Source organism: Streptomyces sp. NPDC012466 (genome assembly GCF_042955215.1).
Lineage (GTDB): Bacteria > Actinomycetota > Actinomycetes > Streptomycetales > Streptomycetaceae > Streptomyces.
Genome location: NZ_JBIBEQ010000003.1, coordinates 58,428 through 76,392, shown reverse-complemented (window position 1 = coordinate 76,392; position 17,965 = coordinate 58,428). Strand labels below are relative to the sequence as shown.

The 17,965-nt window shown below is 73.1% G+C and carries 16 protein-coding genes, 2 tRNA genes and 1 other RNA gene; 12 read left to right on the top strand and 7 right to left on the bottom strand.

The window, feature by feature from the left end:
* The first annotated feature begins 82 nt into the window (after positions 1-82).
* Genes ACFY9E_RS12675 through ACFY9E_RS12665 form a run of 3 tightly spaced genes read left to right on the top strand, consistent with a single transcriptional unit; the run spans position 83 to position 3,529 of the window.
* Entirely contained in the window at positions 83-2,563 is a 2,481-nt protein-coding gene (locus ACFY9E_RS12675) for a SpoIIE family protein phosphatase (RefSeq protein WP_390982236.1), read from the top strand.
* 13 nt (positions 2,564-2,576) lie between these two features.
* Positions 2,577-3,029, top strand: a complete 453-nt coding sequence (locus ACFY9E_RS12670; protein WP_390982233.1) for a DUF4383 domain-containing protein — start codon at positions 2,577-2,579, stop codon at positions 3,027-3,029.
* A 14-nt stretch (positions 3,030-3,043) separates the two neighbouring features.
* Positions 3,044-3,529, top strand: a complete 486-nt coding sequence (locus tag ACFY9E_RS12665; RefSeq protein ID WP_390982230.1) for an MSMEG_6728 family protein — start codon at positions 3,044-3,046, stop codon at positions 3,527-3,529.
* Positions 3,530-3,796: 267 nt separating this feature from the next.
* Here ACFY9E_RS12665 and ACFY9E_RS12660 read toward each other — a convergent pair whose 3' ends face one another.
* Positions 3,797-4,018, bottom strand: coding sequence for a hypothetical protein (locus ACFY9E_RS12660; RefSeq protein ID WP_283974158.1), 222 nt, complete (start codon positions 4,016-4,018; stop codon positions 3,797-3,799).
* A 123-nt stretch (positions 4,019-4,141) separates the two neighbouring features.
* On the opposite strand from ACFY9E_RS12660, the gene ACFY9E_RS12655 reads away from it, so the two are divergent.
* The 3 genes from ACFY9E_RS12655 to ACFY9E_RS12645 all read left to right on the top strand — a co-directional run bounded on the left by ACFY9E_RS12655 (position 4,142) and on the right by ACFY9E_RS12645 (position 5,055).
* Positions 4,142-4,375 (top strand): hypothetical protein, encoded by a 234-nt coding sequence (locus tag ACFY9E_RS12655; protein WP_390982227.1) that lies wholly within the window; start codon positions 4,142-4,144, stop codon positions 4,373-4,375.
* Positions 4,376-4,419: 44 nt separating this feature from the next.
* Positions 4,420-4,644 carry a hypothetical protein gene (locus ACFY9E_RS12650; protein ID WP_390982225.1) on the top strand — a complete coding sequence of 75 codons (225 nt, stop codon included), beginning with the start codon at positions 4,420-4,422 and terminating at the stop codon, positions 4,642-4,644.
* A 66-nt stretch (positions 4,645-4,710) separates the two neighbouring features.
* A complete protein-coding gene (locus ACFY9E_RS12645) occupies positions 4,711-5,055 on the top strand; it encodes an amphi-Trp domain-containing protein (protein ID WP_390982222.1) in 345 nt (114 codons plus the stop codon).
* Positions 5,056-5,144: 89 nt separating this feature from the next.
* Here the strand turns inward: ACFY9E_RS12645 and ACFY9E_RS12640 are convergent.
* Positions 5,145-5,232, bottom strand: a tRNA-Ser gene (locus tag ACFY9E_RS12640).
* A gap of 72 nt (positions 5,233-5,304) precedes the next feature.
* Here ACFY9E_RS12640 and ffs point away from each other — a divergent pair.
* From ffs to ACFY9E_RS12610, 6 genes are all read left to right on the top strand, one after another.
* An RNA gene (gene ffs / locus ACFY9E_RS12635) (signal recognition particle sRNA small type) lies at positions 5,305-5,401 on the top strand.
* A gap of 61 nt (positions 5,402-5,462) precedes the next feature.
* Positions 5,463-7,862: a DNA polymerase III subunit gamma and tau gene (locus ACFY9E_RS12630; protein WP_390982221.1), complete on the top strand. Its 2,400-nt coding sequence runs from the start codon at positions 5,463-5,465 to the stop codon at positions 7,860-7,862.
* Between the two features lie 145 nt (positions 7,863-8,007).
* A complete protein-coding gene (gene purD, locus ACFY9E_RS12625; RefSeq protein WP_390982219.1) occupies positions 8,008-9,258 on the top strand; it encodes a phosphoribosylamine--glycine ligase in 1,251 nt (416 codons plus the stop codon).
* A 325-nt stretch (positions 9,259-9,583) separates the two neighbouring features.
* The gene (locus ACFY9E_RS12620; RefSeq protein WP_390983652.1) at positions 9,584-11,416 is read left to right on the top strand and encodes a hypothetical protein; all 1,833 of its coding nucleotides are present in this window, start codon (positions 9,584-9,586) and stop codon (positions 11,414-11,416) included.
* A 215-nt stretch (positions 11,417-11,631) separates the two neighbouring features.
* Positions 11,632-13,101, top strand: a complete 1,470-nt coding sequence (locus tag ACFY9E_RS12615) for a N,N-dimethylformamidase beta subunit family domain-containing protein (RefSeq protein WP_390982217.1) — start codon at positions 11,632-11,634, stop codon at positions 13,099-13,101.
* A gap of 122 nt (positions 13,102-13,223) precedes the next feature.
* A complete protein-coding gene (locus ACFY9E_RS12610) occupies positions 13,224-14,123 on the top strand; it encodes a phosphoribosylaminoimidazolesuccinocarboxamide synthase (protein ID WP_390982216.1) in 900 nt (299 codons plus the stop codon).
* Between the two features lie 42 nt (positions 14,124-14,165).
* Here the strand turns inward: ACFY9E_RS12610 and ACFY9E_RS12605 are convergent.
* The 5 genes from ACFY9E_RS12605 to ACFY9E_RS12585 all read right to left on the bottom strand — a co-directional run bounded on the left by ACFY9E_RS12605 (position 14,166) and on the right by ACFY9E_RS12585 (position 17,955).
* Positions 14,166-14,241 (bottom strand) — tRNA-Gly (locus ACFY9E_RS12605).
* 22 nt (positions 14,242-14,263) lie between these two features.
* Positions 14,264-14,884, bottom strand: a complete 621-nt coding sequence (locus tag ACFY9E_RS12600; protein ID WP_390982213.1) for a response regulator — start codon at positions 14,882-14,884, stop codon at positions 14,264-14,266.
* Entirely contained in the window at positions 14,881-16,164 is a 1,284-nt protein-coding gene (locus ACFY9E_RS12595) for a histidine kinase (RefSeq protein ID WP_390982211.1), read from the bottom strand. Before ACFY9E_RS12595 ends, ACFY9E_RS12600 begins: the two co-directional genes overlap by 4 nt.
* Before the next feature lie 22 nt (positions 16,165-16,186).
* A complete protein-coding gene (locus tag ACFY9E_RS12590; RefSeq protein ID WP_390982209.1) occupies positions 16,187-16,990 on the bottom strand; it encodes an ABC transporter permease in 804 nt (267 codons plus the stop codon).
* Positions 16,987-17,955 carry an ATP-binding cassette domain-containing protein gene (locus ACFY9E_RS12585; RefSeq protein WP_390982206.1) on the bottom strand — a complete coding sequence of 323 codons (969 nt, stop codon included), beginning with the start codon at positions 17,953-17,955 and terminating at the stop codon, positions 16,987-16,989. The genes ACFY9E_RS12590 and ACFY9E_RS12585 overlap by 4 nt, the downstream gene beginning before the upstream one ends.
* Positions 17,956-17,965 lie beyond the last annotated feature (10 nt).

Sequence of the window (17,965 nt, the reverse complement as noted above, 5' to 3'; positions counted from 1 at the left end):
CGGGGTAAGCAGGTCTAAGCAGGTCATATCCGCAGATGTCCGGGGCTATGGCTGGATTCTCCCGAGAGCGAGATGACCGATCATGGAGCAGCCCGTCACCGTCGGCCGGGGCACCCGGCCGTTCGGGGAAGCGCTCGAAGCCCTCGATGCCCTCGTCGGCGCGTCTTTGACGGCCCGGGTCTCCGTCGACGAACACGGCCTCGTGACCGGCTGGAACGCGGGCGCCGAGCGGCTCCTCGGGTATTCGGCCGCGGAGGTGACCGGCCACCGCGCCGCGGATCTGCTGGCCGAGCCGATCCCGGTGCGCGGCGGTCTGCCCACCCTCGCCGGGCTGCCGCGCTGGAACGGCGACGTCGCGCTGACGCACCGTGACGGCAGGAAGCTGACGGTCGGGATCCTCGCCCACCACAGGCCGCCCGGCACCGGCGCCCCGGCCTGGCTCATCGTCTCGGCGCTGACCGGCCGGCAGCCGCGGGCCGGCCTCGACGAATCCCTCGTGAGCTGGAGCTTCGCCCAGTCCCCGTGCTGCGCCCAGGCGATCTACGACACCCGGCTCAGGCTGCGCCGGGCCAACGCCGACATGGAGCGCTCCACGGCGCTCACCGAGGAGGAGATGCGGGGCCTGCGCGTGTCCGAGATCCTCGACGACGACGCCGGCCTGCGGGCGGAACGCGGCATGGCCCGGGTGCTGCGGACCGGCGAGCCGCAGTACGAGGAGAACTACCTGCGTGCCCCCGGCGAGAGCCATGAGCACGCCTGGTCGGTCTTCATGTCGGCGTTGCGCGACCACGAGGGCACCGTCCAGGGCGTCTGCCTGTCGGCGCACGACATGACGGAGCAGTTCTGGGCCCGCAAGCGCCTCCAGCTGATCGCCGAGGCCGGCCGGCGCATCGGCAGCACGCTCGACGTGACGCGCACGGCCCAGGAGCTGGCGGACGTGACCGTCCCGGCCCTGGCCGACTTCGTCAGCGTCGATCTGCTGGCCGCGCTGGACGACGCGCCGGAGCCGCCTACGCGGGCGGTCCCGGAGGACGGGCCGCTGCTGCTGCGCCGGGCCGCCCTGCGCTCCGTGACCCCCGGCGCCCCGGAGTCGGCCGTGGCGGCCGGCGCGGTGGACTCCTACCCGGCGGGCTCGTTGCCCTACGAGAGCCTGCGCACCGGACGGCCCGCCCTGCACGAGGTGACCGACCCGGCGTTCGCCGCCTGGCTCGCCCGCGATCCGGCCCGCGCCGCCCGGGTCCGGGCGTTCGGCGTCCACTCCGTGATGACCGTGCCGCTGGCCGCCCGCGGCACCACGCTGGGCGTCGCCTTCTTCGTCCGGCACCGCAACCAGGAGACCTTCCGGCACGACGACCTGGTCCTGGCCGGGGAACTGGCCGCCCGGGCCGCGGTCAGCATCGACAACGCCCGCCGCTTCACCCGCGAGCGCGCCACGGCCGTCACGCTCCAGCGCAGCCTGCTGCCGCAACGGCTGCCCCGGCAGGCGGCCGTCGAGGTCGCCTCCCGCTACCTCCCGGCGGGCGGGCACGCCGGGGTCGGCGGGGACTGGTTCGACGTCATCCCCCTCTCCGGGGCGCGGGTGGCCCTGGTCGTCGGCGACGTGGTCGGCCACGGGCTGCACGCCTCGGCGACCATGGGGCGGCTGCGCACGGCGGTCCGCACGCTGGCCGACATCGACCTGCCGTGCGACGAGCTGCTGACCCATCTCGACGATCTGGTCGCCCGCCTGAACACCGAGGAGGACGACGGCGAGCCGGGCACGGCGGGCTCCACCGGGACGTCGTCGGGCGATGTCGGGGCCACCTGCCTGTACGCCGTCTACGACCCGGTGACGCGGCACTGCTGTCTGGCCGGGGCCGGGCATCCCGTACCGGCCGTGGTGAGCCCCGACGGCGCCGTCGACCTCGTCGGGCTCCCGGCCGCGCCCCCGCTCGGCGTGGGCGGTCTGCCGTACGAGGCCACCGAGGTCGTCCTCCCCGAGGGCAGCCTGCTCGCGCTCTACACCAACGGCCTGATCGAGACCGCCGACCGGGACCTCGACACCGGCCTCCACCGGCTGCGCGAGGCCCTGGCCCGCCCGGCGGGCTCACTGGACGCGCTGTGCGACACGGTCCTCACCGACCTGCTGCCGCGGCGCCCGGCCGACGACGTGGCCCTGCTCATCGCCCGTACCCGCGCGCTCGACGCGAACCAGGTCGCCACCTGGGCGGTGCCGTCCGACCCGTCCGCGGTCGCGCAGACCCGCAAGGACGTGGTGGCGCGACTGGAGCGGTGGGGTCTTTCCGACGCCGTGTTCGTCACGGAACTGGTCGTCAGCGAACTCGTCACCAACGCCATCCGGCACGCCGAGCCGCCGATCCAGCTGCGCCTGATCCACGACACGACCTTGATCTGCGAGGTCTCCGACGGCGGCAACACCGCTCCCCACCTGCGGCGCGCCCGCACCTATGACGAGGGCGGCCGCGGTCTGCTCCTCGTCGCCCAGCTGACCGAGCGCTGGGGCACCCGCCAGGGCGCCACCGGCAAGACCATCTGGGCGGAACAGACCCTGTCCCGCCCGTGAGGAGGCATCGGCCATGACCACACCCACGTCCCACCGGGCCGCCCGCGCCCCCGTCCAGCAGGCCGCCCTGCTGTTCGGCCTCGTCTTCCTGCTGGTCGGCGTGCTGGGCTTCATCCCCGGCATCACCACCGACTACGGCTCGATGGAGTTCGCCTCCCACGACTCGGGCGCCGAACTCCTGGGCGTGTTCCAGGTCTCGATCCTGCACAACCTGGTGCACCTGGCCTACGGCCTCGCCGGTCTGGCCCTGTCCCGCACGGCCGCCGGGGCGTACTCGTACCTGCTGGTCGGCGGCGCCGTCTATCTGGTGCTGTGGGTGTACGGCCTGGTCGTCGGCCACGACAGCGACGCCAACTTCGTCCCGCTGAACACCGCGGACGACTGGCTCCACTTCGTCCTGGGCATCGCCATGATCGGCCTGGCCCTGGCCCTCAGCCGGCGTGCCACCCGCGCCGGCGCACGGTGAGGATCACCGACGGCATGCAGACCTTCCTGCCCTACCCCGACTTCCGCACCACGGCCCTGGCCCTGGACCGCCGCCGCCTCGGCAAACAACGCGTCGAGGCACTGCAGGTCCTGCGCGGTCTGGTGGTCCCCGGCTACGGGTGGCGGCGCCACCCGGCCGTCAAGATGTGGCTCGGCTACGAGGAGGCGCTGGTCCGCTACGGCCTGGAGATCTGCCGCGTCTGGCGTGAACAGGGCCACCAGGACACCTGTGCGGCCACGCTGGTGGCCGATCTCGCGGCGACGCGTCCGCCCGCCCCGATCCGCGATCAGCACCGACTGGCCGCCGAGGGCGAACTGCCGCCCTGGCTCGGCGACGACTCGTTCCACGAGAGTCACCGTTCGGCCCTGGTCCGCAAGGACCCTTCCGCCTACGCGGACCTCTTCCCGGACGTCCCGGACGACCTGCCCTACGTCTGGCCGGCTTCGGACCGCACGGGCGGGGAGACTTCCGGGAACTGACGGGTTCTCGCGGAGCTAGGCGGCCCTGCGGCGTGCCGGGCGCCCGGAGGTGGTGGGCTGCTCCGTCACGTCCTCGAACGGGAAGGTGTCGTCTTCCCCGAAGTCCGGGGCCTGGAAGGGGTTGGTCGCCGGAGGCGGCGACGCCGCGCTGGAACGGCCGGGTCGCCCTTCCACAGCGGAGAACAACGAAGTCGATTCGATGAGAGGTCTCTTTTCCGTTACTGGCCCAGGGGAGGGCCAGGCGTGCCCTGACCGGGCACGGAGGTCCTACAGCTTGGTCATCTTGGCGTAGGGGCTCAGGATCCGCATCTGCGCCGACCCGAAGTCGACGAGCGCCGCGATTCCTTCCTCCATGCCGATGACCCGGCCGAGCCCGTACATGTCGTGCGTGACCTGGTCACCCACGGCGAAGTGCTTGGGAGCGGGTGCGACCGGAGCCTTGAACGGGCTGGTAGGCAAATGACGCTTGGGAGCAGCAGGCTTAGTCATTGACCTCAGTATGCGCCTACTCATGCCCCTCGCGCTGCTGCTGTCCACGTGCAGTGCCCGAACCGAGACGTACGAGAGACGTCGCACTGGCCCAGAAATTCGAACACATGCTTGAATTCGGCCATGCGAACGTTTCCCGACGATCTTGTCCGGGCGCAGCGGGAGTGGACCGCCACCTACCGCCGGCTCGCCGACCGGCCCGGCCACACCGAGCTGCGCCGTCGCCTGTACCGGCTGTCGGCCCGGACGTTCTTCCACCCCTCCTGGCAGCGGCGACGCCCGGTCCCCGCGGCCTGGTGGGAGCTGGGGGAACTGGGGCGGGCGGCCGGGAACACGAGTGAGCGGCTCCACGGATGACACGCCGACCTGCGGGGCCGTACATCCCGGACGATCCTGAAGGCATGTCCGGATCGATTCGCGTGATCGTGCATCCGCCCTCGCCCTCGGGCGGCCGGCGTGTGCGCGTGGACGGCGAGATCCTCGGGCTCGCCCACAATGTGGCCGACGTCGCGGAGTTCCTCCGCCGCGCCGGCCTGGAGATCGACCCGGCCGACGTGGCGGAGGCGCCGTGGATCGACTGGCACGGAGTGGGCCCCGAGCGCTGGGGCCCGGAGACGGGCGACTGACCCGCGGGTCCGCACATCACGCCACACCGGGTTCAACCACTCTTCTGCGTCACATCGGAGGGCCCCATGAAGGACCTCAAGTACGAGCGCAAGCGCTCGCTGTCCCGCCAGGAGGCCGCTGACCAGCTCTCGGCACTCGCGGACGCCCTGAGAGAGGGCGGGGACGCCGAGCTGGATCTCGGCCCCGGCACGCTGGGCCTGCGGATCGCGGACGACCTCCACAGCGAGATGGAGGTCGAGATCGGCGACGGGGAGATCGAGCTGGAGATCGAGCTGAAGTGGTCGACCGCCCCGGCGCGGGCGTCAGCGCCCCGCACGGACGCCCGCGCGGAGAAACCCCAGCGCAAGAAGGCGCCCACCCCGGCGGGTCGAAACAGGGGCGCGAAACGGTCCGCCTCCAAGAAGCCGTGAGCGGACACAAAGGGGTTGGGGCCGAGAAAAACGTTGAAGGGCCCCACCGCAAGCGGTGGGGCCCTTCAACATCGTGCCCGGTGAGGCACTGGCGGAGGATACGAGATTCGAACTCGTGAGGGGTTGCCCCCAACACGCTTTCCAAGCGTGCGCCCTAGGCCTCTAGGCGAATCCTCCGCCAGGAACATTACATGACCGAGAGGAGTGCTCGCGAACTCGTTCCCGGCCCCCGACATCAGGTAGCCTTGGCGCAGCCCCTCACGCGGCGCTATCTGACTGAACTCCCCCAGGGCCGGAAGGCAGCAAGGGTAGGTCGGCTCTGGCGGGTGCGTGGGGGGCGTCTGCGTTCCCGGGCCGGATCTCCCGGGCGGGGCCCGTTGTCGGTGGGCGCCTATAACCTCGTATGCGTGTCGTCTCTCGCTCTGTACCGCCGCTACCGCCCGGAGACCTTCGCCGAGGTCATCGGGCAGGAGCATGTCACCGACCCGTTGCAGCAGGCGCTGCGCAACAACCGGGTCAACCACGCGTACCTGTTCAGCGGGCCGCGCGGCTGTGGCAAGACGACCAGTGCCCGCATCCTCGCGCGCTGCCTGAACTGCGAGCAGGGCCCCACACCGACGCCCTGCGGCGAGTGCCAGTCCTGTCAGGACCTCGCGCGCAACGGCCCCGGTTCCATCGACGTCATCGAGATCGACGCCGCTTCCCACGGTGGCGTGGACGACGCCCGTGACCTGCGTGAGAAGGCCTTCTTCGGGCCCGCCCGCAGCCGGTACAAGATCTACATCATCGACGAGGCCCACATGGTCACGTCGGCCGGCTTCAACGCGCTGCTGAAGGTCGTCGAGGAGCCGCCGGAGCACCTCAAATTCATCTTCGCGACCACCGAGCCCGAGAAGGTCATCGGGACGATCCGGTCGCGGACCCACCACTACCCCTTCCGGCTCGTGCCCCCCGGCACGCTGCGGGAGTACCTCGGGCAGGTCTGCCAGAAGGAGACCATCCCCGTCGAGGACGGCGTGCTCCCGCTCGTGGTGCGGGCCGGCGGCGGGTCCGTGCGTGACTCCATGTCGGTCATGGACCAGCTCCTCGCGGGCGCCGCGGCGGACGGTGTGACCTATGCCATGGCCACCGCCCTGCTCGGGTACACCGAGAGCTCGCTCCTCGACTCCGTCGTCGAGGCCTTCGCCACCGGCGACGGGGCCGCGGCGTTCGAGGTCGTCGACCGCGTGATCGAGGGCGGGAACGACCCCCGCCGCTTCGTCGCCGACCTGCTGGAGCGGCTGCGCGACCTGGTGATCCTCGCCGCCGTTCCGGACGCGGCGGACAAGGGGCTGATCGACGCCCCCGCCGATGTGATCGAGCGTATGCAGGCCCAGGCCGGCACCTTCGGCCCGGCCGAGCTGAGCCGCGCCGCCGACCTCGTCAACGAGGGCCTGACCGAGATGCGCGGCGCCCACTCGCCCCGTCTCCAGCTCGAGCTGATCTGCGCGCGTGTCCTGCTCCCCGCCGCCTACGGTGACGAGCGCTCCGTCATGGCCCGCCTCGACCGGATCGAGCGCGGCGTGAACTACTCCGCCGCTCCCGCCGGAATGCCCGCGATGGGGTACGTACCCGGGCCGGAGGGTCACGGGGGAGCGGCGGCCGCTCCGGCCCAGGCGGGCGGCGGCGGTCCGGTGGCACCGGGCGGTGGCCCGGCCGCGGCCCGTGCGGCGGTCCGGGGATCCGGAGCACCGGGCACCGCCGGCACCACGGCCGGCGGCAGCGGCCCTACGGCGGCTTCGGCCGCCTCCGCCGCTCCGGCGGCGGGCCCGGGCGCGCCGCCGTCGGCTCCGGGCACCCCTCCGGCTCAAGCCCCCGCTCCCGCCGCCCAGGGCGCACCCGGCCGCTCCGAAGGACCCGACGCCCCCGCCGAAGCCCCGGCGGCCTCCGCCGCTCCCGCCGGACAGGCGAAGCCCTCCCCGGCCCAGCCCGCCCCCGGTGCCTGGCCCACCGCCGCCTCCGCGGGCAGCGGCGGCCGCCGCCCCGGCGGCTGGCCCACGGCCGCCCCGGGCGCGCCGGCCTCGAACACCCCGCCGGCGAGCACCCCCGCCCCCGCCACCCCGCCGGCGGTCCAGCCCGCGGCTCCGGCTCCGGCCCCGGCCGCCCCGGCTCCCGCCCCCGCTCCCACGGGCGGCGGGAGTGTCGACCCCCGGATGCTCTGGCCGAACATCCTGGAGGCGGTCAAGAACCGCCGCCGCTTCACCTGGATCCTGCTCAGTCAGAACGCCCAGGTGACCGGCTTCGACGGCACGACCCTGCAGCTCGGGTTCGTCAACGCGGGCGCGCGGGACAACTTCCTGAGCAGCGGCAGCGAGGACGTGCTGCGGCAGGCGCTGGGGGAGCAGTTCAACGTCCAGTGGAAGATCGAGGCGATCGTCGACCCCTCGGGCGGCTCCGCGCCCCCGGCGCCGGGCGGCCCCTCCGGATTCGGCGGCGGGGGCGGCTACCACACCGGCGGTGGCGGCGGTTACCCGGCAGGCGGCGGCGGAGGCGGTTACGACGCGGGCGGTGGAGGTACGGCGACCGCCCAGCGCCCCGCCCCCTCCCCGACCGCCCCGCCCGCCCCCACCTCCCGGGCGAGCACCCCTGCTTCCGCCCCGGCCGCCTCGGTCCCCCAGCCCGCCGCCCCGGCGCCGCGTCATGTCTCCGTCGAGGAGGACATCCCCGAGGACGACGACCCCGACCTCGACGAATCGGCCCTCTCCGGCCAGGAGCTGATCGTCCGGGAACTGGGGGCGACGGTGGTCGAGGAGTTCACGAACGAGTAGCCCGGCCCCGCAAGCGGAGCCGCTCTCCGAGAAATGGAGGTTCCTCGAGGAGGCACCCCCCTTGGAGGAACCTCCAGCTCGTGATCGCTCCTCCTTTCGGAAGCCCGCACAAGGGGAATCCGGCGTCTCCCGTTAGGCTGACCCCGTGAAGGTCCTCGTCATCGGCAGCGGCGCCCGCGAACACGCCCTGTGCCACTCCCTGTCCCACGACCCCGATGTCACCGCGCTGCACTGCGCACCCGGCAACGCCGGCATCGCCGAGGTCGCCGAGCTGCACCAGGTCGACGCGCTGGACGGCGCCGCCGTCACCGCGCTGGCCACACGGCTCGGCGCGGAGCTCGTGGTCGTCGGCCCCGAGGCCCCGCTGGTCGCCGGTGTCGCCGACGCCGTGCGCGAGGCGGGCATCCCGGTCTTCGGCCCGTCCGGCCCGGCAGCGCAGCTCGAGGGCTCCAAGGCCTTTGCGAAGGACGTCATGGCGGCGGCCGAGGTGCCCACCGCCCGGTCGTACGTCTGCACGACTGCGGAGGAGGTCGACACGGCCCTCGACGCCTTCGGCGCTCCGTACGTCGTGAAGGACGACGGGCTCGCCGCCGGCAAGGGCGTCGTCGTCACCGACGACCTCGAAGCGGCCCGGGCCCACGCGGCGGCCTGCGAGCGCGTGGTCATCGAGGAGTACCTCGACGGCCCCGAGGTCTCCCTCTTCGCCGTCACCGACGGCGAGACGGTCGTACCGCTCCAGCCCGCCCAGGACTTCAAGCGTGCCCTGGACGGCGACGAGGGCCCGAACACCGGCGGCATGGGCGCCTACTCCCCGCTGCCGTGGGCCGACCCGAAGCTGGTCGACGAGGTGATGCAGACCGTGCTGCAGCCGACCGTCGACGAGATGCAGCGGCGCGGCACGCCGTTCTCCGGCCTGCTCTACGCCGGTCTCGCCATCACCTCCCGCGGGGTCCGGGTGATCGAGTTCAACGCCCGGTTCGGCGACCCCGAGACCCAGGTCGTCCTGGCCCGGCTGAAGACGCCGCTGGCCGGTCTCCTGATGGCCGCCGCCACCGGCAACCTCGCCCATCTGGAGCCGCTGCGCTGGAGCGACGACGCGGCCGTGACCGTGGTCGTCGCCTCGCACAACTACCCCGGCACCCCGCGAACCGGCGACCCGATCACCGGTCTCGACGAGGTCGCCGCCCAGGACGCCCCGCACGCGTACGTGCTGCACGCCGGCACCAAGCAGGACGGCGACGCGGTCGTCAGCGCCGGCGGTCGCGTGCTGTCCGTCACGGCCATCGGGAAGGACCTCACCGAGGCCCGCGACCGCGCCTACACGGCTGTGGGACGCATCCGCCTCGACGGCTCCCAGCACCGCACGGACATCGCCGCGAAGGCCGCGGAGGCGTAACCGTCCCCCTCGCGGACAGGGAAACCACCCGGCCGCCGATGAACCCCACAGGCCCCGGATCCGTCTCAGGATCCGGGGCCTGACGTATGCGGGAGGTGGGGGCCGATGCGCGCTTTTCGTCATCCACCTCTCCCCAAAGCCATTCCATCGAGTGACCGCTGCCCTATCCGGCTGACGGGGGGCGGAGCCCCAACTAGGGTGCGGCGCAAGCGTTCCGGCACTTGGCCCACCGGCATTGCGATGTCAGGGGCGGGTGCCACAGTGGGGGAGTGAGCAAGGAAAGCGTCGGGTCAACGGGGAGGGGGTGAGGTCGGTCGTGACCGGAATGGGTGTGGAAGCAGGCGCGCAGGTCGCGCGGGCACGGGCACTGGCCGTGCTGCGCATCCGCAGCCGGGCGCTGGCCGTCGCCCTGCTGCCCGCCGCCGTCGCCGTGATCCTGCTCGCGGGCGTGGCGGGCGACCGCCTGGAGGGGCCCGTCTGGGACCAGGCCCGCTGGGTCCTGACGCCGGTGGCGGCCCTCGTGCTGCTCGCCGCCGCCGGGATCGCCCTGGTCGTCGCCCGGGCCCGGCCCGCGATGAGCCCGACCGTCCCGGTCACCGAGGAGGCGGCTCCCGACCTGTACCGGATGGTGCGCGACCTCGCCGACCGCCTCGACGTCCCCGCGCCCTCCGCGATAGCGCTCACCCCGGACTGCGACAGCTGGCTGGAGGACCGCACCCACCCGGCCCACGGACCGCCCCCGGCCGAGGAGCACCACGACATAGCGGGTGCGGGCAGGCAGGCGCACCGCCGTCAGCCCGTCGCGCCGGTCCTCGTCATCGGCTCCCCGTTCCTGTGGTGGATGCGGGTCGGCGAGCTGCGCGCCGTCCTCGCTCCGGTCATCGCCGGTACGGGCCCCTCGGCCCACCCGGACATAGCCGCCGCCCGGCGCTTCGTCCGGGGCCTGGACGCGGCGGTGGCCGTCACGTCGGTGCACCGCCGCGATCCGGTGTCGCGGGCGGTGCTCGCCGGGGTCGGCCGGGTCGCCCGGCTGCTGCTGCGCAGTTGCCGCGGCCATGCCGCCGAGATGGAGCGGGGTGTGGCGGCCGCCGCCGCGGAGCGTGCACAGGCTGTGGATTACGGGCTGCGGATCGTCGCCCAGGAGCAGGTGGGCCTGGCCTACGCGGGCTGGGACCGGCTGCTGACCCGGGTCGCGCTGCCGGCCTGGCGGATGGGCCGCTGGCCGTCCCGGCTGGACGCCGGTGTCGTCGCGGCGCTCACGGAGCTGTCCCGGCGCGACCGCCTGGCCGAGGGCTTCGCGTCCCGGCTGGGCGAGCGGCCCGCCTGTGACCTGCTGGAGGAGCCGGGCGCGGTCGACGAGGCCGCCTCCCTCCTCGCCGCCCGCCTCTTCCACGGCGGTCCCGCCGGGCCCGGACCCGACTGGGCGCCGGTGGACTGGAGCGACTATCCGGAAGAGGTCGTGGACCGCAAGTGGCGCCTCGACGCGGCCCGCCTCCATCGTGTCCTGGACGCGATGGGCGTCCGTCCCGCCACCGGCCCCACGGCCCCGGCGACCGGCGCCCCGACCCTGTCCCGCGTCCTGGACCACCTCACGGACACGGCTCCCGCGTGGACGGCTGAGCAGGCGGGCGCCTCCGGCCCCGCAGCGGAGCCCCCTTCCTCCGGACCGCGGACCGCCCCGGCCGAGGACCCCGGGACATCCACCGGCACCCCCGACCCCCACGACGACGAGGACCTCTCCGGCACGACGGCCCCCAGCGCCACCCTCGCCGCCCGGCTCAGCGCCGAACTGGCCCGCGAGGAGGCCGCCCCCTCCCCGGCGGCCCCGTCCCCCGCCGCGCCGTCCCCCACCCCCGATCCCGCCGCCCTGTGGGACGACCGGCCCCTCCCCCTCTTCCCCCTCCAGCCCCCGCGCACGGCCAGAGAACTGCTCGCCGACCACCTCACCGCGATGGTCTGCTGCGCCGCGATGGACACCGCCGGAGCGACCCCGGGCCTGGACTGGCTGGACGGCCCGACCCTCCTCGTCGACGGCGAACGCACGGCCGATCTGGCACCCAAGGTCCTCACCCTCATCGAGGACGGCGACGCCACGCCCCTGCGGGTCTGGCTGTCCCAGCTCGGCATACGCCCGGAGAAGCCGGTCCGTCTCGCCTGACGCCCCGGAGCACCTGCTTCCGGTTCTGGCCAATTCAAAACGAACAGTGACGAAGTGCGCGCTTTATGTGATGTGCTTGGACCGTTCGTGCGTAGGGCAAGGGCTTGCGACATACGACAAGCACATAGGCACGAAGGCGTCGCACGCAGCGCAGAGCACCGCACACACCACACAGGTACGCGCCACCACGGGGGTCAAGGGGAGGGGAAGCCACCATGGGTTCGGAGCAGATCCGCCGCTGGGAGTCGGGAGCGCTGGCGCACGCCGTGACGGATCCCTTCGGGCAGGGCCCCGTTCCGTGGCTGCGCGGCACCGTGACGTACTTCGACGACTCGGGCCAGGTCGTCCCCTGGTACGTCGACCAGGACGCGCCCCACCCGTCGAAGAAGGGCACGGGCGGCCCCCGCGCGGCCGACGACGTGCACCGCCAGATCAAGGGCTTCACCTCCACCGGCGCGGTCGCGCCCAGCGAGGCCATCGACTTCCACGTCACCGTCGACCCACCGCAGCAGTTCGCCGTCGACATCTACCGCATCGGTCACTACGGCGGTGACGGCGCCGCGAAGATCACCACGAGCCCGCGGCTGTCCGGCATCGTCCAGCCCGCGCCGCTCACCGCGGACCGCACGGTCTCCTGCCACCACTGGTGGCTGTCCTGGCGCCTCCAGGTCCCGTCGTACTGGAACATCGGCGCGTACGTCGCCGTCCTGACCACCGCCGACGGTTACCGCTCCCACGTGCCCTTCACCGTCCGCCACGACCAGCCCGCCGACCTGCTGCTCGTGCTGCCCGATGTCACCTGGCAGGCCTACAACCTCTACCCGGAGGACGGCCGCACCGGTGCCAGCCTCTACCACGCCTGGGACGAGCAGGGCCGTCTGCTCGGCGAGTCCGAGGCCGCCACGACGGTCTCCTTCGATCGCCCCTACGCGGGCGCCGGCCTCCCCCTGCACGTCGGCCACGCCTACGACTTCATCCGCTGGGCCGAGCGCTACGGCTACGACGTGGCCTACGCCGACGCGAGCGACCTGCACGCGGGCCGCGTCGACCCCACCCGCTACCGGGGACTGGTCTTCCCGGGCCACGACGAGTACTGGTCGGCCGCCATGCGCGCCACCGTGGAGCTCGCCCGCGACGCCGGCACCTCGCTCGTCTTCCTCTCCGCGAACTCCATGTACTGGCAGGTGGAGCTGGGCGCCTCCCCGTCCGGAGTCCCCGACCGGCTGCTGACCTGCCGCAAGCGCCGGGGCCCGGGCAAGCCGGTGCTGTGGCGGGAGATCGACCGCGCGGAGCAGCAGCTCCTGGGCATCCAGTACGCCGGGCCCGTCCCCGAGCCGCACCCGCTGATCGTCCGCAACGCCGGGCACTGGCTGTGGGAGGCGACCGGGGCGCACGAGGGCGACGAGATCGAGAACCTGGTGGCGGGCGAGGCCGACCGCTACTTCCCGCGCACCCCGCTGCCCGAGCACGAGGAGCGCATGCTGCTCGCCCACTCCCCGTACACCGACAAGCAGGGCGTCCTCCGCCATCAGGAGACGTCCCTGTACCGCGCCCCCTCCGGCGCCTGGGTCTTCGCGGCAGGAACGTTCGCCTGGACACCGGCCCTGGACCGCCCCGGCCACGTCGACGCCCGTGTCCAGCGCGCCACCGCCAATCTCCTGGACCGCATCTGCAAACGCGACTGACCCCCTGTCGGTGATCCGGCGCGAGTACGGGAGAATCGAGCCACTTGGGCCCGCCCGTCGCCCACCACCACCCTGCTTGGGCCCATCGGGCGCCCCTTTGTTTTCAACCACGGGGAGGAACCGTGTCCGGATTCGTCGAAAAGCCCGAGCCGCTCCAGGTTCCGGGCCTGGTACATCTGCACACCGGCAAGGTGCGCGAGCTGTACCGGAACGAGGCGGGCGACCTCGTGATGGTCGCCAGCGACCGCATCTCCGCCTACGACTGGGTGCTGCCCACCGAGATCCCCGACAAGGGCCGGATCCTCACCCAGCTGTCCCTGTGGTGGTTCGACCGGCTCGCCGACCTGGTCCCGAACCACGTCCTGAGCACGGAACTGCCCGAGGGCGCCCCGGCCGACTGGGCGGGCCGCACGCTCGTCTGCAAGTCGCTCCAGATGGTCCCGGTGGAGTGCGTGGCCCGCGGCTACCTCACCGGCTCGGGCCTCGCCGAGTACCACCAGACCCGCACGGTCTGCGGCCTTGCCCTGCCGGAGGGCCTGACCGACGGCAGTGAACTGCCCGCCCCGATCTTCACCCCGGCCACCAAGGCCGCCGTCGGCGAGCACGACGAGAACGTCTCCTACGAGGAGGTCGCCCGCCAGGTCGGCGCCGACACCGCGGCCCGGCTGCGCCAGGCGACCCTCGCCGTCTACTCCCGGGGCCGGGACATCGCCCGGGAGCGGGGCATCATCCTCGCGGACACCAAGTTCGAGTTCGGCTTCGACGGTGACGACCTGGTCCTCGCGGACGAGGTCCTCACCGCGGACTCCTCCCGCTTCTGGCCGGCCGACCAGTGGCAGCCGGGCCGCGCGCAGCCGTCGTACGACAAGCAGTTCGTCCGCGACTGGCTGACCTCGCCGGAATCCGGCTGGGACCGGGGGAGCGAGCAGCCGCCGCCGGCCCTGCCCCAGCAGGTCGTCGACGCCACCCGCGCCAAGTACGTCGAGGCGTACGAGCGCCTGACCGGCACGAGCTGGTCCTAGAACGCGGAGAAGCCCCCCGGCCGGAACCGGGGGGCTTCTCGATGGAGCGAACGACGAGGTTCGAACTCGCGACCTCAACCTTGGCAAGGTTGCGCTCTACCAACTGAGCTACGTTCGCATGCGCCGTGGCGCGAGAACCACTATACCCAACCTCGCTCCCGCGCGAGCCGCACCGCCGCATGCCGGTTCTCCGCACCGAGCTTCGACACGGCCGACGACAGATAGTTCCGCACGGTCCCCTGGGACAGCGCGGCCCGCTCGGCGATCTCCGCGACCGGCGCCCCGTCGGCCGCGAGTTCCAGGACCTCCGCCTCCCGCGAGGTCAGCGGCGAGTCCCCGGCGGCGATCGCGTCGGCGGCCAACTCCGGGTCGACGTAACGGTTCCCGGCGTGCACCGTCCGGATGATCTCCGCGAGCCGCTGCGCGCTCACGGTCTTCGGCACGAACCCCCGCACCCCGGCCTCCAGCGCCCGCTTCAGGTGCCCGGGCCGCCCGTGGCTGGTGACGATGAGGACCCTGCAACCGGGCAGTTCGGCCCGCAGGGATGTGGCGACCTTCACACCGTCGGCCCCGGGCATCTGGAGATCCAGCACGGCGACATCGGGCTTGTGCGCCCGGGCCATCGCCATCGCCTCGGGCCCGGTGGCCGCCTCGGCGACGACCATGAGGTCGTCCTCCAGCGACAGCAGCGCGGCGAGCGCTCCCCGGATGAGGTGCTCGTCGTCGGCGAGCAGCAGCCGGACGGGCTCCACCACCGTCATGAGCTGACCTCGCTCACCGAACGCACGGCGACAGCGGCCGGGACGGCACCGGACGCAGCGGGCGGCGAGGGCAGCGGAATCTCCGCCGTCAGCCGGAACAGCCCTCGCCCCGCGGGCCCGGCGTCCAGTGTCCCGTCGAGCTCCGCCAGCCGCTCCCGCAGCCCGGCGAGCCCCGAACCGGGGAGCCCGGACGCGGGTTCCGTCCCCGTCCCGCTCACCCCGTCGTTCTCCACGGACAGCACCACGCACCCCTCCAGTACCCGCAGTCGCACCGCACACCGCCGCGCGTCCCCATGCCGCAGGACGTTCGTCGCGGCCTCCCGCACCACCCACCCCAGGGCGGACTGAACGGCGGCCGGCAGTTGGTCCGCGGTCGCCCCGCCCACCGTGCAGTCGATGCCGGCCGCCGCCAGCACCCCTTGCGCACCGGCGAGTTCCGACGCCAGGTCGGCCTCCCGGTAGCCGCGCACGACCTCGCGCACCTCCCGCTGCGACTCCTGCGCGAGCCGCTGCACCTCGACCATCTGCGCCACGGCCTCCGGCCGCCCCCGCTGGGCCAGCTGCACCGCCAGCTCGCTCTTCAGGGCGATCACGGCGAGGTTGCGCCCCATGACGTCGTGCAGATCCCGCCCGAACCGCAGCCGCTCCTCGGCGACGGCGAGCCGGGCCCGGGTCTCGCGGGCCTCGTCGAGTTCGTAGACGGCGTTGAGCAGCCACACGGAGAAGACGGCCGTGAAAGCGATGAACACGCCGCCGATCAGCACGATCAGCGCCGTGAACAGCGCCGTGAGCACGGAGGCGCCGAGCGCGAACGCCACGGCCCAGGCACCTGCCGCGAAGCCGCCCGCGATGGCGAACGCGCGCCGCCGGTCGCGGACACCGAGCGCGATGATGCCGGGACCGAAGATCAGGATCACTCCGAAGACGCCACCGGCGGCGGTGTCGACGTCCTCGCCGTCGGGTCCGAGCTCGGCGAGGCCGATGGCGGCGGTGGCGATCGCGGCGGTGACGGCGGCCAGCGTCCACAGCAGCCCGGTGGGCTGGGGCCTGCGGCCACGCGTCCAGTCGATCGCCCGTGACACGGTCACGAAGCAGAGGGCGGCGTGCACGGCCACCACCAGCATGACGGCACTGCCCAGGCGTGCCCCGAGCGGGGCCACGGACGTGAGCCCGATTGAGAAGAACTCCATCACCGCGAAGAAGTGGAACGACCACCGCGTGTACGTCTCGACCTTCTCCGGCGTGCTCTTGTGCCGCCACCACCTGCCCGGCGTGCGCATCGGCCCGTCACTCCCCCTTCGGTCAGCGCCGCGGTTCCCAGCGGAACCACCGGCGTACAGCAAACACTGCGATGAGGATCCAGGCCATGGCGGTCGCGAGGGCGCCCAGCGCCTCGTACGCGGAGAGGTTCCCGGTCCAGCCGCCGCGCACCAGCGTGACGACGGGCGTCAGCGGCAGCAGTTCGCAGACCGAGGCGACCCGGTCCGGCAGAAGTTCCAGCGGCACGAACATGCCGGAGCCGATCATCGAGACCATCAGCAGCGGCATGGGCGTGACCTGGGCGCTCTCGCCGGTCCGGGTGAAGCTCGCGGTGGCCGCGGCGAGGGCGGCGCACATCACGAGGCCCGCCAGCAGGCCGAGGACGACCAGATGGGGCGCCGACGGCGCGGACAGGGCCAGCAGCGCGACGCAGCCGGCCGCCAGCAGCAGGCACTGCACGAGCCCGGTGAGGACGGCCGGCAGCGCGGAGCCGGCCAGGATCTCGACGTCCCGCAGCTCCCCGGTGCGCAGCCGCTTGAGGACGAGTTCCTCGCGCCGGACGACGAACGTGCCGACGAGCACCGAGTAGACGGCGAACAGCAGGGAGAAGCCGACGGCGGCGGGCAGCACCAGGGTGCCGGTGTTCAGCCCCGCCTCGGCGAGGTCCATCTCCTCGGACGCCTGGGCCGCGCTGACCGGCAGCATCAGCGGCACGAACAGCGCGGCGAAGAGCGCACCCCGGGTCCGCCCGAGCAGGGTCAGTTCGGCGCGGGCCAGAGCGGTCATCCGGCTCAGCGGGGTGGTCGCCGCCGCTGCCGGGCGGGGCGTCGTGTGCGTGGCGCTCATGCCGCGTACTCCTTCGTCATGCCCATGGCCTGCTGCACGGAGGCGTTCTCGGCGATCCCGAGGAACGCCTCCTCCAGGGACGCCGAGCGCACGTCCAGGCGGCGCAGCTCCACCCGGGCCTGCGCGGCCCACATCAGCAGTCCGGTGGCCGTCCGCTGCAGTTCGGTGGTACGGAGCCGGACGATCCGGCCGTCGGTCTCGTGTCCGGACACGCCCAGCTCGCCGAGCGGCGGAAGATCGCCGACGAAATAGCCGTCGGGCAGCTCGAAGGAGATCCGCGACGGTTCCGCCGCGGTCACCTCGGCCGGGGTCCCGGTGGTGGCGATGCGGCCCTCGTGCATGATCGCCAGCCGGTCGGCGAGGTGCTCGGCCTCCTCCAGGTAGTGCGTGGTCAGCAGCACCGTCGTCCCGCGGTCGCGCAGCGCGCTCACCAACTCCCAGGTGGCCCGGCGTCCTTCGGCGTCCAGTCCGGTGGACGGCTCGTCGAGGAAGAGCACCTCGGGATCGCCGAGCAGGGCGAGCGCCAGGTCGAGGCGGCGCCGCTGGCCGCCGGACAGCTGCTTGACCCGGGTGCCGGCCTTCGACTCCAGGCCGACCAGCGCCAGAACCTCCGCCGGGGGCCGTGCCCCGCTCACGCATCCCGCCCACATCCGCGCGGTCTCCGCGACGGTGAGCTCGGAGGGGAAGCCGCCTTCCTGGAGCATCACGCCGGTGCGGGGCCGTACGGCGGCCCGGTCGGTGTACGGGTCGTGCCCGAGGACCCGCACGCTGCCGCCGGCCGGCTCCGCGAGTCCCTCCAGGAGTTCGACGGTCGAGGTCTTGCCCGCGCCATTGGTGCCGAGCAGTGCGAAGATCTCCGCGCGCCGAACGGAAAAGCTGATTCCGCGTACGGCCTCGAACCCGCCCCCGTACACACGCCGCAGGTCAGTGACCTCAATCACGTGTTCGTGTCCGTTGGATTCCATGCCTCAAGCG